General features: G+C 74.1%; 17 protein-coding genes. 4 read left to right on the top strand and 13 right to left on the bottom strand.

The window, feature by feature from the left end:
• Positions 1–28 precede the first annotated feature (28 nt).
• The 7 genes from F7P10_RS21985 to F7P10_RS22015 all read right to left on the bottom strand — a co-directional run bounded on the left by F7P10_RS21985 (position 29) and on the right by F7P10_RS22015 (position 5,357).
• Entirely contained in the window at positions 29–616 is a 588-nt protein-coding gene (locus F7P10_RS21985; RefSeq protein ID WP_151011769.1) for a TIGR03086 family metal-binding protein, read from the bottom strand.
• Complete coding sequence (locus F7P10_RS21990; protein WP_151011771.1) at positions 603–1,073, bottom strand: SRPBCC family protein; 471 nt, start codon at positions 1,071–1,073, stop codon at positions 603–605. The genes F7P10_RS21985 and F7P10_RS21990 overlap by 14 nt, the downstream gene beginning before the upstream one ends.
• Positions 1,018–1,401: a metalloregulator ArsR/SmtB family transcription factor gene (locus F7P10_RS21995; protein ID WP_151011773.1), complete on the bottom strand. Its 384-nt coding sequence runs from the start codon at positions 1,399–1,401 to the stop codon at positions 1,018–1,020. Before F7P10_RS21995 ends, F7P10_RS21990 begins: the two co-directional genes overlap by 56 nt.
• A 133-nt stretch (positions 1,402–1,534) precedes the next feature.
• Positions 1,535–2,446: an alpha/beta hydrolase family protein gene (locus F7P10_RS22000; protein WP_151011775.1), complete on the bottom strand. Its 912-nt coding sequence runs from the start codon at positions 2,444–2,446 to the stop codon at positions 1,535–1,537.
• 126 nt (positions 2,447–2,572) lie between these two features.
• Entirely contained in the window at positions 2,573–3,469 is an 897-nt protein-coding gene (locus F7P10_RS22005) for an RNA polymerase sigma-70 factor (RefSeq protein ID WP_151011777.1), read from the bottom strand.
• A 7-nt stretch (positions 3,470–3,476) separates the two neighbouring features.
• The gene (locus tag F7P10_RS22010; RefSeq protein WP_151011779.1) at positions 3,477–4,310 is read right to left on the bottom strand and encodes an SDR family NAD(P)-dependent oxidoreductase; all 834 of its coding nucleotides are present in this window, start codon (positions 4,308–4,310) and stop codon (positions 3,477–3,479) included.
• 99 nt (positions 4,311–4,409) lie between these two features.
• Positions 4,410–5,357, bottom strand: coding sequence for a YafY family protein (locus F7P10_RS22015; protein WP_151011781.1), 948 nt, complete (start codon positions 5,355–5,357; stop codon positions 4,410–4,412).
• 62 nt (positions 5,358–5,419) lie between these two features.
• Between F7P10_RS22015 and F7P10_RS22020 the strand changes: the two genes are divergently transcribed.
• On the top strand, positions 5,420–5,992 hold the full coding sequence (locus F7P10_RS22020) for a DinB family protein (protein ID WP_151011783.1): 573 nt from the start codon (positions 5,420–5,422) through the stop codon (positions 5,990–5,992).
• 1 nt (position 5,993) lies between these two features.
• Positions 5,994–6,431, top strand: coding sequence for a VOC family protein (locus tag F7P10_RS22025; RefSeq protein ID WP_151011785.1), 438 nt, complete (start codon positions 5,994–5,996; stop codon positions 6,429–6,431).
• A 69-nt stretch (positions 6,432–6,500) separates the two neighbouring features.
• On the opposite strand, the gene F7P10_RS22030 is transcribed toward F7P10_RS22025, so the two are convergent.
• Complete coding sequence (locus F7P10_RS22030) at positions 6,501–7,091, bottom strand: DUF1707 domain-containing protein (protein ID WP_151011786.1); 591 nt, start codon at positions 7,089–7,091, stop codon at positions 6,501–6,503.
• 40 nt (positions 7,092–7,131) lie between these two features.
• On the bottom strand, positions 7,132–7,869 hold the full coding sequence (locus F7P10_RS22035) for an aquaporin (RefSeq protein ID WP_151018214.1): 738 nt from the start codon (positions 7,867–7,869) through the stop codon (positions 7,132–7,134).
• A gap of 191 nt (positions 7,870–8,060) precedes the next feature.
• Here F7P10_RS22035 and F7P10_RS22040 point away from each other — a divergent pair, with 191 nt between their 5' ends.
• A complete protein-coding gene (locus F7P10_RS22040) occupies positions 8,061–9,188 on the top strand; it encodes a hypothetical protein (RefSeq protein ID WP_151011788.1) in 1,128 nt (375 codons plus the stop codon).
• A 6-nt stretch (positions 9,189–9,194) separates the two neighbouring features.
• On the opposite strand, the gene F7P10_RS22045 is transcribed toward F7P10_RS22040, so the two are convergent.
• Positions 9,195–10,187 carry a zinc-dependent alcohol dehydrogenase family protein gene (locus F7P10_RS22045; RefSeq protein WP_151011789.1) on the bottom strand — a complete coding sequence of 331 codons (993 nt, stop codon included), beginning with the start codon at positions 10,185–10,187 and terminating at the stop codon, positions 9,195–9,197.
• Between the two features lie 107 nt (positions 10,188–10,294).
• Here F7P10_RS22045 and F7P10_RS22050 point away from each other — a divergent pair, with 107 nt between their 5' ends.
• Positions 10,295–10,630, top strand: coding sequence for a helix-turn-helix transcriptional regulator (locus F7P10_RS22050; RefSeq protein WP_151011791.1), 336 nt, complete (start codon positions 10,295–10,297; stop codon positions 10,628–10,630).
• A gap of 97 nt (positions 10,631–10,727) precedes the next feature.
• On the opposite strand, the gene F7P10_RS22055 is transcribed toward F7P10_RS22050, so the two are convergent.
• The 3 genes from F7P10_RS22055 to F7P10_RS22065 all read right to left on the bottom strand — a co-directional run bounded on the left by F7P10_RS22055 (position 10,728) and on the right by F7P10_RS22065 (position 13,178).
• A complete protein-coding gene (locus F7P10_RS22055; protein ID WP_151011793.1) occupies positions 10,728–11,276 on the bottom strand; it encodes a YceI family protein in 549 nt (182 codons plus the stop codon).
• Positions 11,277–11,367: 91 nt separating this feature from the next.
• Positions 11,368–12,411, bottom strand: a complete 1,044-nt coding sequence (locus tag F7P10_RS22060; RefSeq protein WP_151011795.1) for a hypothetical protein — start codon at positions 12,409–12,411, stop codon at positions 11,368–11,370.
• A gap of 98 nt (positions 12,412–12,509) precedes the next feature.
• Entirely contained in the window at positions 12,510–13,178 is a 669-nt protein-coding gene (locus tag F7P10_RS22065; RefSeq protein ID WP_151011797.1) for a pentapeptide repeat-containing protein, read from the bottom strand.
• Positions 13,179–13,190: the final 12 nt, after the last annotated feature.

The following is a 13,190-nucleotide window of genomic DNA, read 5'->3' on the forward strand; positions in this document are numbered from 1 at the left end:
GGCATCTGGCGGCTTGGTGACCGGTTGCTCAGCCGCCGACCGGCTCGCCGCTCGTCCAGGACGGGTCGCGGCCGATGAAGCCGAGCAGTCGGGCCTGGACGTCGGCGCCGTCCGGCACCTCGACACGGGGGCCGTACTGGCCGGAGGAACGGAGAACCTCCTCCATCTGCTCCATTCCATCGAGGAGTTCGGCGCAGAGGTCGGGGTCCAGCCGGTCGTCCTGGCCGGTTGCCCGAGCCAGGTCCCAGGTGTGCATGAACACGTCGGCGGTGTAGAACCGGTCGATCGCGGTGGCCAGGGGCAGGGTGCCGATGTGCGGGTTGGTGAGTTTCCGGTGCGCGGTCTCGGGATCGTCCAGGAGCGCCTGCACGCCGTCGCAGTGCACCTGCCACGTGGCGGACGGGTCGTCGTCGGCCGACGGTCCGCGCGGCAGGTCGATGCCGGTGCCGGACGCCAGGAACGCGGGGAACCAGTCGGTCAGGTGACGGACGACGTCACGCGCGGTCCACCCGGCGACGGGGGACGGAGCGTCCCACGACCGGGTACCGCGCACCCGGTCGGTGAACAGTCCGGCGACCTGCCGGTGCCGCTCCGCCGGGTCGTCAGACAGCGCCATCGGCGAGCATCCTCTCCAGCTTGGCGTGGCCCTGCTCGACGCCGGTCTCCATGCCGCCGCGCAGCCAGGCGTCGCGGTCCTCGAAGCTGTCGACGAGCGACTGGGCCCGCAGCCGCGTCCGTCCGTCGCCGAGGTCCTCGAACCGCAGCGTCTCCAGCGCGACCTGGTCGGGCGCGCCCTCGAACGTGAAGGTCTGGACGAGGCGGTCCGGTCCGACCTCGTGGAAGCAGCCGTGGAACCCGTACTCGGTGCCGTCGTTCACCGAGACGTACCGCCAGCTCCCGCCGGTTCGGGCGTCCCAGTGCTCGATCCGGATGTCGCTGTTGTCGGGGCCGATCCACCGTGCGAACAGCTCGGGGTCGGTGTGGGCGCGCAGCAGTTGCGCGGGCGTCGCGGTGAAGTCACGCGCCGTTCGGATGATCGGCAGTGCCGGATCGGCCTCGATGGCCGTGTTCATGGTCGTCCTCCCTCATCTCGGCCAGGACGGTGTCGAGGCGGCGGTAGCGCTGCTCGACGCGTTCCCGGTGACGTTCGATCCAGGCGTCCATCAGGTCGAAGGCGGCGGGCTCAAGGCGCACCGTCCGGGGCTGGGGCCCGTGCGGCCGGCTGACGAGCTCGGCGTCCTCGAGCACCCGCAGGTGCTTGTAGACGGCCTGCAGCGACATCCGGTACGGCTCGGCGAGCCGGTTCACGGTCGCGTCGCCCTCCGAGAGCCGGGCGACCATGTCGCGCCGGGTCGGGTCGGCGAGCGCCGCGAAGACTCGGGACAGCGTGTCCGTGGCCATTCCCTCTCGCTTTCAACTCATCGGTTTAAAGGACTGTAGTGCGCGCGGCGGCCATGTGACAACCAAGTGGTTTAAAGTCCTGCTCAAGCCCGTGAATTCGCCGCTCGTCCGGATGGATGGACGGTCCCGGACGTCACGAGCCGGTCCGGCCCCGCGGCCCGGCGAGGTGGTGGGCGAGGAAGTCGAGCTGGGCGGGGAGCCGGGCGCGCCAGAACGCCGCGTCGTGGCAGCCCTCGGTCATCCGCCCCTCCGGGTGCAGGCGCTCGCGCAGCTTCCGGACCATCGGCGTGAACGCGTCGCCCGTCCCGCAGTCGACGCGCACCGGGACGCCGTCGAGACGGTCGAGGTGCCGGAGGACGTCGTGGCGTGCGAAGTCGTCGGCATCGTCGAAGGCGTGCCGGTTGGTGGAGCGCGCGTCCTCGTACGACTCGAAGATCGCCGGTGAGCTGCCGACGACCGCCGCCATGCGGGGCGCCCCGACCCGCCGGCCCAGGACGAGCGCCCCGAACCCGCCCATCGACCAGCCGATGGCGCCGAACCGGTCGGTGCGCGCGCCCTCGCGTGCGAGGTGGGGCAGGAGTTCGTCCAGGATCATCCCGAGCGGGTCGTCCCCGTCCGCGCGCGGATGCCAGTAGGAGTCGGCGCCGCCGTCCGCCGCCACCAGCGCGAACGGCGGGGCCCCTCGGCGGACGGCCTGGGTGAGATACCGGTCGAGTGCGAGGCCCGACACCGTTCCGGGGCCGGTGGCGCCGTTCCCGTGCAGCGCGACCGCGACCCGCAGGCCCCGCACCGAGCGGGTGCCTGCGGGCAGGACGATCGATGCCGCGACGTCCCGTCCACGCCGATGCGACCGGAACGTGCGGGTCTGCACCGATCCCGCCTCCGGTGGGGGCGCCGGTAGGTCGCCGCACCGTCCCAGCATCCGGTGGAGCCGCACCCGTCCCGGCAGGACGTCGTGCTCGACGAGGGCGACGCCGCCTCCGGCCGCCGCCAGGCCGCCCACGGCGGCCGCGCCGCCTCCGATGAATGCCCGCCGCGACAGCACCGTTCACCACTCCTCACCCATGCCGGTCGCTGGTTAGATCGTCGACCGGAGCCGGACGGTTCGGGCGAGAACGCGTTCGCCGGATCGTTCGAGCACGGCGCCGCGCGACGGCCGGCGCGGTGCCCGCTACCGCAGGGTGAGCGGGGTCTCGGTCTCGACGCGGGTCAGCTTCTCGGGGTTGCGGACGTAGTAGAGGCCGGTGACGCGGGCGCCCTCCGTACCGATCGCCATGATGCCGTCGATCTCGCCGTCCAGCCGGACGACGAGCGCCGCGCCGCCGTTGACCGAGGTGGGTTCGCAGTCCACCGTGGCGTCGGCCCTGCCGATGCCGCCGAGGATGAACCGGGCGATCTTCAGGGCGCCGCTGATCGGCCGCGGCGCCGCCTGCTTGACGCCGCCGCCGTCGCTGATCAGGACGACGTCCGGGGCGAGCACGTCGAGGAGGCGCTGCGGGTCCCCGCTCTCGAGCGCGCTCCGGAACGCCTCGACGGCCGCCCGCGCCCGGCTCGGGGAGACCGCCTCGCGGGGGCGGCGGGCGCCGACGTGGCGGCGGGCGCGGTGGGCGATCTGCCGGACGGCCGCTGGGGTCTTGCCGACGGCCTCGGCGATCTCGCCGTAGCCGACGTCGAACGCCTCGCGCAGGACGAAGACGGCCCGCTCGGTCGGGGAGAGCGTCTCGAGGACGAGCATGAGCGCCATCGACATGCTCTCGGCGAGTTCGACGTCCTCGGCCACGTCCGGCGCGGTGAGCAGCGGCTCGGGCAGCCAGGGGCCGACGTAGGTCTCCCTGCGGCGCTTCACCGTGCGCAGCCGGTTGAGCGCCTGGCGGGTCGTGATCCGGACCAGGTAGGCGCGCGGGTCGCGCACCTGCCCCAGGTCCACCTTGACCCATCGCAGCCAGGTCTCCTGGAGGGCGTCTTCGGCGTCGGCGGCCGATCCGAGCATCTCGTACGCGACGGTGAAGAGCAGGTTGCGGTGGGCCGCGAACGTCTCGGTCGCCGTCTCGGTGGCGTGGTCGCTCATGTCCCGCTCATTCCCCGTGCGCCTCCACCGAGAGCTCCTGCCAGTCGTCCCACGTCTTGAGCCGGTCGGCGTACGCCTGCCGGACCATGGGGTAGAAGCCCTGGCCGAACAGGACCCGCAGGGGCGGCGCGTCGGAGTCGACGAGCTTGAGGAGGGCGCGGGCGGCGGCGGACGGGTCACCCGCGGGCTGCCGCCCGGCGACCGCGCCGATCCGGCGGCGCAGCTCGTCGTAGGCCGGGTCGGTCCGGGCCATGTGGCCGTTCGCGAGCGGGTCGGGGTTCTTGCCGTTCCTGGTGGCGAAGCCGCCGGGCTCGACGATGGTCACCTTGATCCCGAACCCGGCGACCTCGCCGGCGAGGGCCTCGTTCAGGCCCTCCAGGGCCCACTTGGACGCGTGGTACGCGCCGCCGAGCGGCATCGCGATCACCCCGGCCGCGGAGGACAGCTGGACGATGTGCCCGGAACGCTGCTCGCGCAGGTGGGGCAGCGCCGCCTGGACGACCCACACCGCACCGAACAGGTTGGTCTCCATCTGCTCGCGCAGCTCCCCCTCGGTCAGCTCCTCGACCGCGCCGATCTGGGCGTACCCGGCGTTGTTGACGACGACGTCGAGACGGCCGAAGTGCCCGGCGGCCCGTGCCACGGCCGCGAACACGGCGGCCCTGTCGGTCACGTCCATCTCGAGGGCGAGCACCGCGTCGCCGTACGCGGCGGCCAGATCGTCGAGGTCGGAGGCGTTCCGGGCGGTCGCGGCCACCCGGTCGCCGCGGGACAGGGCGGCCGTGACGAACTCGCGGCCCAGGCCGCGTGACGAACCGGTGACGAACCAGACCTTGCTCATGACGGCTTCCCGTTCCCTCGCTGTGCGCTGACGACCACCAGACACCGGTGCGCCGATCCGTGTGACAGGGGCCGCCCTATGACCTGCGCCACAGGTTGGCTACAGCGCCGCGAGGCGGCGGGCGAGCCGGGCGGCGGCCTCCCGCAGCTCCGGGGGCTCCAGCACCTCCGCGTCGTGGCCGAGCCGGACGACGTGGACGGCGATCCAGTCGAGGTCGTCGCCGCCCGCGACGAGCACGCAGGTCCCGTCGCGGCCGTCCTCGATCCGTCCGACCTGGGGCGGGACGAGTTCGCGCACCTGTTCGGGCGGGGCGTGCACCCGGATCCGGGCGAGGTACCGGTACGGGGCCTCGGTCATCGACCGCTGCACGTGGGCGACCGGGTCCGGGTGCTCGCGCGGCCGGAAATGCCAGGTCGTCGCCTCGACCTCGCGCATCCGGTCCAGCCGGAAGGTGCGCCAGTCGTCCCGGTCGAGGTCCCAGGCCATCAGGTACCAGCGGTGGCTGGTGACGACCATCCGCACCGGCTCGACGGTGCGCTCCCGCTCGTCGCCGCGCGGGCGCGCGTACCGGAACCGGACCCGGACGGCGTCGCGGCAGGCCCGCGCGAGCGTGACCAGCAGCTCGGGGTCGACCTCGACGCCGGGGCCGACGAGGGTCTCGGTGGCGCCGTGCACCGCGCGCACCTCGGCGCGCAGCCGGGGCGGCATCACCTGGTCGAGCTTCGCGAGGGCCCGCAGGGCCGCCTCGCCCGCACCGGCGACCGTCCCGCCCGACGCCAGGCGCAGCGACACCGCCGTCGCGATCGCCTCCTCGTCGTCGAGGAGCAGCGGCGGGAGCCGGGTGCCCGCGCCGAGCCGGTAGCCGCCGCCGACGCCCGCCGCCGCGTGCACCGGGTACCCGAGGGTGCGGAGCCGTTCCACGTCGCGGCGGACGCACCGGTCGGTGACGTCCAGTTCGGCGGCCAGTTCGGCGGCGGTCCAGGACGGTCGGCGCTGGAGCAGCGACAGCAGGCGCAGCACGCGTTCGGTGGTCGCTTCGACGGTCATGAGTCCATCGTTCCGCAGATCACGGAACGATGCTGTCCGCTATTCGGGGAATGCTGTGCTCCATGACCGACCAGACATGGAATGCCCTGCTCACCGATCAGCTCACCTGGCACTGGGACAACCAGGTGCGCGCCCGCCTCGACGGCCTCACCGACGACGAGTACTTCTGGGAGCCGGTGCCGGACGCCTGGAACGTGCGCCCGCGCGGCACCGGCACCGCGCCGGTGCAGGCCGGGTCCGGGGCGATGACGATCGACTTCGCGTTCCCGGAGCCCGACCCGGTGCCGGTGGCGACGATCGCCTGGCGGCTCGGGCACGTGATCGTCGGGGTGCTCGCGATGCGCAACGCGTCGCACTTCGGCGGCACGCCCACCGACTACGAGTCGTTCGCGTACGCGGGCAGCGCGGCGGAGGCGCTGGACCAGCTCGACGCCGAGTACGCCGCGTGGGTGAAGGGCGTCGGGTCGCTCGGCGAGGAGGGGCTGGCGCGCCCGTGCGGGGAGGCGGAGGGGCCGTTCGCCGAGTCGTCGATGGCGCGGCTCGTCCTGCACATCAACCGCGAGATGATCCACCACCTGTCCGAGGTGTGCCTGCTCCGCGACCTGTACCTGCACACGCACCGGAAGGAGGGCTGACATGGCCCGGGACGTCCAGATCACCTTCGACTGCGCCGACCCGGCCGGGCTCTCGGCGTTCTGGGCCGAGGCCCTCGGCTACCGGCTCCAGGACCCGCCGGGGGACTTCGAGACCTGGGACCAGGCCCTCGACGCGCTGGGGATCCCGCCCGAGCGCCGCAATGACGCGTCGGCGGTCGTCGACCCGGACGGCGCGGGCCCGCGGCTGCTGTTCCAGCGGGTGCCGGAGGGCAAGCGGGCCAAGAACCGCGTGCACCTGGACGTCCGGGCCGCTCCGGGGCTGGAGGGTGACGCGCGGATGACGGCCCTCGAGGCGGAAGCCGAACGGCTCGCCGCCCGGGGCGCCACCCGGCTGGAGCGCCACGAGCCCGCACCCCCGCTCGCGTACGGGCACATCGTGATGACCGACCCCGAGGGCAACGAGTTCTGCCTCGACTGACCGGCGGGACGCGCCGTCCACAGCCTGTGGACGGGCGCGGCCCCGGGGACCGGCCGCGACCGGGACGCGTCAGTGCGGCGGGTTCTTCTCCAGCTTGCGGCGTTCCCAGCGGTTGGGGTGGCGCACGACCGAGCCGCCGACGCCGGCGTTCCCGGTGAGCCGGACCAGCGGCGTGCCCGCGAGCCGGTCGGGGGTCGTCTTGTCGGTGAGCCCGCCGAGGCCCGGCTCCAGGCCGGTGGTGTCCACCGCCCAGCCGTCGGGGACGACCAGGACGACACCGCCCAGGTCTCCTTGCACGACGATCTCGATCTCGGGCAGCGGGCACCGGGTCCGGGTGAAGTCGAGCTTGGCGCCGCCCATCCCGCCGTGGACGGTGATGAGCGCGGGCACCTCCCAGCGGCCGCCGCGCGTGACACCGTGCACCCCGCCCTTGACGACGAGCGGAGTGCTCGGGGCCACGGGCGGCAGGTCGGCGGTCAGCGGTTCGAGGTCGGCGTGGGTCCGGGCGGTGAGCGCGACGTCCAGCCGGGCCTCCAGCTCGTCGAGCTCGATCCGGCCCTCGGCGGCGGCCTCGCGCAGCCGCTCGACGACGGCGTCCCGCTCGGCGTTGGAAGCCCGCAGGCCCCCGCGTGCGGGCTGGTCCGGGAGGTCTGCGGTCATACCGGAATCATACGGACGGCCGGCGGGGCGGACGCGCCCGCTACCGGTCGGCGTCCGGGGGAGGCAGCGGGGTCTCCTTGGCGGGGCGCTGCAGCCATCCGTGCGCGGCGGCGGCGACCGCGGCGCCGGCGAGCGGGGCGACGATGAACAGCCACACCTGCGACAGCGCCCCGCCGCCCACGACGAGCGCGGGGCCGAGGCTGCGGGCGGGGTTGACGGACGTGCCCGTGATCGGGATGCCGACGAGATGGACGGTGGTGAGCGCGAGCCCGATCGCGACGCCGCTGACCGACGGGATCGCGGCCTCGCTCGTCATCGCGAGGACGATGAACACGAACAGGGCCGTCAGGACGACCTCGGTGAGGAACGCGCCGCCCATGTCGATGTGGATGAGGCTCTTCGCGCCCCACCGGTCCGCGCCGAGCCCGGTCACGGACCGGCTGTAGTCCGGCGAGTTGGCGAACGTCGCCCACAGCAGCAGCGCGCCGAGGATCCCGCCCGCGAACTGGGCGGCCCAGTAGCCGACGGCCTCGACCGGCCGCATCCGCCCGGCGAGGAGCACGCCGAGCGTGACGGCCGGGTTGACGTGGCAGCCGGAGACCGGGCCGATCGCGTACACCAGCACGAGCAGGACGAGCCCGAACGCCAGGGCCGTCGCGACCACGCCCGCCGCGGGGCTCGTGCCGAACAGTTCGAACCCGAACGACAGGGTCGCCACGCCCACCGCGAAGTAGACGAGGAGCAGCGTCCCCACCAGCTCGGCCGCGTACTTCCGCATCACGGTCCCCACCTCCCCAGGGGCCCGTCCCCCCGCGCCCGCAAGATCAACTCGACGGGAGCGGATCTGGCCGAGACTTGGCCGCTGCTTGGACGGCCGGTGGCGCGGGCACGCCCGGCGCGGTTCGACGGAACCGGCGCGGGCGGGCCGGCGCCTAAGGAGGCGTTCGCCCGAGCCGAGGAGTCCGTGCCGTGACCACCGAGATCGTCGTCAGCGACTTCCCTCGGAACCACATCGTCGAGTTCGGCGGGCTGCCGGTGCTGGACGCGGTGCCGTCGCGCGGGAGCCGGGATCTGCGGGAGAACGCGGCGGAGGTGCTCGAGCGGCGCGGCGAGCCGGTCCCGGCGGCGCTCGTGCCGGGCGAGGGGCCGGACGCGGCGCGGCTGCGGGCGGCGCTCGACGATCCGGGTTCGGTGGCGTGGTGGCTGCCGCTGGTGTCGTGGGAGGACGGCGGGTTCCGGTACGCCGGCGACCACCTGCGGGAGCTGGCGCGGCGGGTGGACGGCGCCGACGTCGTGGCGCTGGTGCTCGGCGGGACGGTCGACCACCGGCGGGTCGAGGACGACGCGGGACGGCCGGTCGCCGAGGCCCGCCCGCAGGTCTTCGTCGACCCGCCCGGGAACCCGTACATCGATGACGACGCCGCCGTGCTGTCCGGGGCCGTCGAGGCGATGACGGAGCTGGCCGGGGAGTTCCCGAACCTGCGGGCGCTGTTCGTCGGGGAGATCGACGACGCGCAGATCCACCTGGCGTCGGGGGTCGACGTGACGCCGCTGCTGGCGGCGCTGCCGGGGCTCACGGAGTTCGAGATGTGCGCCGAGGGCGGGCCGGAGATCGGGATTCGCGGGCACGACGGGCTGCGCCGGCTCGCGCTGAACGGTGCCGTGCACACGGACGCCCTGCACCGGCTCGCCGCATGCCGGATGCCCGCGCTGGAACGGCTGGAGCTGTGGTCGTCCGAGGAGTTCTCCGACGCGCAGGACCCGGACGAGCGCGCCGCGTTCGACGCGCTGTTCCACGGGGACGCGCACCCCCGGCTGCGGCACCTCGGGCTCCGCGACTTCACGTTCGTCGACGCCATGGTCGGGCAACTCGCGGGCTCGCCGCTGCCGTCCCGGCTGGAGGGCCTCGACCTGTCCCGCGGCGCCCTCACCGACCCGGGGGCGCGGATCCTGCTGGACGCCGGCGCCTTCCGCGGCCTCGCCCGGCTCGACCTGCGGTACCACTACATGACGGACGAGATGGCCGAGCGGGTTCGCGCGGCGTTCACCGGCGCCGGAGTGGAGGTCGACGTCCGGCACGGGCGGCGCCGGCGGTGATCCCCGTCAGACCGTGACGACGATCTTGCCGACCTGCCCGCCCGCCTCCATGTGCCGGTGCGCGTCGGCGATCTCGTCGAGGGGGAAGACGCGGTCCACGAGCGGGCGGAGCGCGCCGGTGCGCAGGCCGGACGTGACGAAAGCCTCCGCGCGGCGCAGCCGTCCGGGGTCGGTGGTGATCTCGAACAGGGTGTAGGTGCGCATGTTCAGCGCGGGCATGCCGAGGTCGAACCCCGGGTAGGGGGTCGGCTCGCCGCTCAGCGCCCCGTAGAGCAGGAGCGTGCCGCCGGGCGCGACGGCGCGCCCGAGGTCGCGGACGCCGGGGCCCGCGACCGCGTCGAAGACCAGCTCGGCGCCGCGCCCGCCGGTGAGGTCGAGCGTCCGGTCGGCGACGTTCTCGCGGCCGGTGACGACCACCTCGGACGCCCCGGCCCGCAGCAGCGTGTCCCGCTTGGCGTCCGTGCGCGTGGTCGCGATGGCGCGCGCGCCGATCCGGCCGGCGATCTGCAGGGCGGCGATCCCGACGCTGCTGGACGCGGCGGTCACCACGACCGTGTCGCCGGCCCGGAGCCCGGCGACCTCCAGCAGCGCCCCGTAGGCCGTCACGTACGGCATCCACACCGCCGCGCCCGCCACCGCGTCGAGCCCGTCCGGGCGGCGCAGGACGGCGGACGCCGGGACGATCGCGCGCTCGGCGTAGACGGCGTGGTCGTTCATCGAGAACGCGGGGATCACGCTGATCTCCGCGCCGGGCTCGAGGCCCGTGACGTCCGGCCCGGCGGCCTCGACCGTCCCGGCGGCCTCCGCGCCGAGACCGGCGGGGAACGCCCGGACCCGCTCGATGTAGTCGCCGCCGCGGAACAGCACCTCGGCCCGGTTGATCCCGATGGCCTCGACCCGCACCAGCACCTCGCCGGGGCCGGGGTCGCCCACCGGGACGTCCTCCAGCCGGAGCACGTCCGGGCCGCCGTACTCGTGGAAACGCACCGTCCGGGCCATCGCGCACCGTTCCTTCGGTCGGGGAGGGCTCCACACAAGCGTAGAAGTACGACGGTTGTCAAACTTTGATGGCGATCGTACTTTGATGGCTGCCGTACGATGGTGCGATGGCGACGCGACGGGACGAGCGGGACCGCGTCCCGCCCCATCCGGACGTCCGGACGGTCCCCCTCCAGCAGGTCCTCGAGGCGCTGGCCGACCCCGTGCGGCGCCGGATCGTCGGGGAGCTGGACGCGGCCGGGCGCGACCTGGCGTGCGGGGTCATCGACCTGCCGGTCGGCAAGTCGACCGCGACGCACCACTTCCACGTCCTGCGCGAGGCCGGGCTGATCCGCCAGTACTACGTCGGGACGTCCCGCATGAACGCCCTGCGCCGCGACGAGTTCGACGAGGCGTTCCCGGGCCTGCTCGCCGCGCTGCTCGCGGCCGAACGCCGCGCATGACGAGCCGCGCATGACGAGCCGCGCATGACGGGCCGCACATGACGAAGGGCCGCCCACCCCGCGGGTGGACGGCCCCTCGGCGCGCGGGAGGCGCGGGTCAGGCCTTGACGGCCTGGACCTCGAGCTGGATGTCGACCTTGTCGCCCAGCAGGGCCTTGTCGCCGCTCAGCGGGACGTTGAACTCGATGCCCCAGTCGCGGCGGTTGATCTGGGTGGTGGCGGAGAACCCGGCGCGGGTGCCGCCCCACGGGTCCTCGCCGACGCCGTTGAACTCGACCTGGAGGGTGACCGGGCGGGTGACGCCGCGGATCGTCAGCTCGCCGTCGACGTAGTGGTCGCCGCCCTCGGAGCGGACGCCCTTGGTGGCGAACGTCATCTTCGGGTGGTTCTCGACGTCCAGCACGTCGGACGAGCGGACGTGGCCGTCCCGGTCGGCGTTGCGGGTGTCGATCGAGGCCATCTCGATCTCGGCGGTCGCGGTCGTGTCGGCCAGCTCCGCGGCGACCTGGACGGCGCCGGAGAAGCCGGTGAACGAGCCGCGCACCTTCGACATCAGGTGCCGGATCGTGAACGTGACCTCGGAGTGGCCGGGGTCGATGTTCCAGGTACCGGTGGTCAGCTCGGGCGCGACGGCGGCGATGCTCATGAAAACTCCTAATGCTTGAAACTTCAACGACCTGCTCGCAGGTTAGTTGAGTGTTCAAACACTGTCAAACCCCGGGGTGTTCCCGGACGGCTCAGGGCCGTCCGCCGGCCCGCAGCACGTCGAGGAACGCCGCGTTCGACTCCGCGGCCCGCGCCGTCAGCTCCTCGCGCGCCAGCCGGACGGCCTCCAGCCCGAGATCGCCGGTGAGGTCGGGGTGCCCGGCGAAACCGGGGGACGGCTCCGCCGGGTGGGCCGCGCCGTCCACGGCGCGCAGGTACTGCTCCCACTCGCGGTGCGCCCGGACGGCGTCGTCGACCGGCTCCAGGTACGCGGAGATCTGCGCGATCACGCGCGCGTCGGCCCGCCGGGCCGCCGCGAGGGCCTCGGCCCGCGGCCGCGGCGCCGAGCGCACCCGGTCGGTCGCGGCGTTCGCGGACAGGCCGTCGACCTCGGCGGCGAGCGCCGCCCGGTCCCGCATGCGGGCCGCCATCGCCCACTCGGCCTCGTGCAGCGCGGCCAGGACGGGCGCCGCGCCGAACGCGGGCGCGAGCAGCCGGCCGGCCTCGGCGACGCGGCCCCGCGCGTCCCGGACCTCGGCGAGGCGGGCGCGCTCGACGGGCCCGAGGTCCGCGGGGTCGATCGCGCGGTCCCGTCCGATGACGTGCGTGGTGCCGCGGGTGCCGAACACGAGGAAGATCGCGAAGGCGAAGCCGTGCAGGATGCCGAACGGCGCGGTGACCGTCCCGAACGCCTCCGCCAGGACGATCGCCCAGACCGCCCAGATGCCGAAGAAGCACCCGATCAGCCCCGCGCTCGCCAGTGCCGTCGCGCGCCGGTCGGACGCGTTGACCGGCACGTACGCGAACGCGGTCGCGATCCCGGCGGCGGCCCCCCAGCCGGTGCCGCCCGCGCGCCGCGCCAGCTCCGTGGCGGCGACCGCGCAGCCGAACACGACCGCGCCGACCGCCAGGCGCTGCCGCAGGAACCGGTGGGAGCCGGGCTCGGTGCCCGGACGGTCGAGGACGAGCGCCCCCTCGCCCGCCCGCAGGCGCGCGAGCATCGCCGCCGGCAGCAGCGGGTCGAAGACCATCCCCGCGGGAACGGAGTCGAGGCTCCGGATCCCGGTTCGTTCCATGCGTCCCTCCGGGGCCGGGCACGTCCAGGCCGGGATCGCATCACGCGCGGGTGTGCGGCCGTGCAACGGCCGGTGAAGGGGATCTGACGCGACCGGGATCAGTCGGCGATCGTGATGCCGAGGGCGGCGGCGAGGGACGGCAGCGCGCTGCGGGCGTCGGACGGCGCCAGGATCGCGCCGCCCAGGCTCGCGACGCCCGCGACGTCCCACAGGTCGCACCCGGTGAACCGGGCCCCGGTGAGGGTGGCGTCGCTGAACTGGGCCCCGGCCAGCCGGCAGTTCTCGAACCGGACGCCCGACAGGTCGGCGCCCTGGAAGTTCGCCTCCTGGAGGTTGCAGTCCCGGAACACGACGTCCTTGAAGCGGCTGAACCGGTAGTCGCTGAGGTCGGCGCGGCACTCGTCGAACAGGACGTCGCGGAAACCGCAGTCCGTCCACGACATGCCGGTCAGCCGCGAGGTGCGGACGCGGGCGCTGAACGCGCGCGAGTCGAACAGCCGCAGGTTCGCGAGGTCGCAGCCGGTGAAGGCGACGTCCGCGAACCCGGCGCGGCGCAGCGTCCCGGCGGACAGCCGCGTGTCGGTGAACCTGCAGCGCTCGAAGTCGACGCTCTCGACGTCGTGGCCGACGAGGTCGAACGGGCCCCACTCGAGCGCGATGTAGGTCCCGTCGTCGCGCAGCTCGTGCTCCAGGGGATCGGCGGGGGCGAGCGACGCGGGGATCCGGGGTGCCTTCGGTTCCTTGAGCGTGGTGGTACGCGACGGCATGGCCGCGACCCT

It is taken from the genome of Actinomadura sp. WMMB 499, assembly GCF_008824145.1.
GTDB lineage: Bacteria > Actinomycetota > Actinomycetes > Streptosporangiales > Streptosporangiaceae > Spirillospora.

Coding starts and splice junctions, on each gene's coding strand:
- F7P10_RS21995 (WP_151011773.1), bottom strand. CDS start 1,401: ATGGCCACGGACACGCTGTCCCGAGTCTTCGCGGCGCTCGCCGACCCG.
- F7P10_RS22020 (WP_151011783.1), top strand. CDS start 5,420: ATGACCGACCAGACATGGAATGCCCTGCTCACCGATCAGCTCACCTGG.
- F7P10_RS22055 (WP_151011793.1), bottom strand. CDS start 11,276: ATGAGCATCGCCGCCGTCGCGCCCGAGCTGACCACCGGTACCTGGAAC.
- F7P10_RS22010 (WP_151011779.1), bottom strand. CDS start 4,310: ATGAGCAAGGTCTGGTTCGTCACCGGTTCGTCACGCGGCCTGGGCCGC.
- F7P10_RS22015 (WP_151011781.1), bottom strand. CDS start 5,357: ATGACCGTCGAAGCGACCACCGAACGCGTGCTGCGCCTGCTGTCGCTG.
- F7P10_RS22050 (WP_151011791.1), top strand. CDS start 10,295: ATGGCGACGCGACGGGACGAGCGGGACCGCGTCCCGCCCCATCCGGAC.
- F7P10_RS22025 (WP_151011785.1), top strand. CDS start 5,994: ATGGCCCGGGACGTCCAGATCACCTTCGACTGCGCCGACCCGGCCGGG.
- F7P10_RS22060 (WP_151011795.1), bottom strand. CDS start 12,411: ATGGAACGAACCGGGATCCGGAGCCTCGACTCCGTTCCCGCGGGGATG.
- F7P10_RS22045 (WP_151011789.1), bottom strand. CDS start 10,187: ATGGCCCGGACGGTGCGTTTCCACGAGTACGGCGGCCCGGACGTGCTC.
- F7P10_RS22030 (WP_151011786.1), bottom strand. CDS start 7,091: ATGACCGCAGACCTCCCGGACCAGCCCGCACGCGGGGGCCTGCGGGCT.
- F7P10_RS22035 (WP_151018214.1), bottom strand. CDS start 7,869: ATGCGGAAGTACGCGGCCGAGCTGGTGGGGACGCTGCTCCTCGTCTAC.
- F7P10_RS21985 (WP_151011769.1), bottom strand. CDS start 616: ATGGCGCTGTCTGACGACCCGGCGGAGCGGCACCGGCAGGTCGCCGGA.
- F7P10_RS21990 (WP_151011771.1), bottom strand. CDS start 1,073: ATGAACACGGCCATCGAGGCCGATCCGGCACTGCCGATCATCCGAACG.
- F7P10_RS22065 (WP_151011797.1), bottom strand. CDS start 13,178: ATGCCGTCGCGTACCACCACGCTCAAGGAACCGAAGGCACCCCGGATC.
- F7P10_RS22005 (WP_151011777.1), bottom strand. CDS start 3,469: ATGAGCGACCACGCCACCGAGACGGCGACCGAGACGTTCGCGGCCCAC.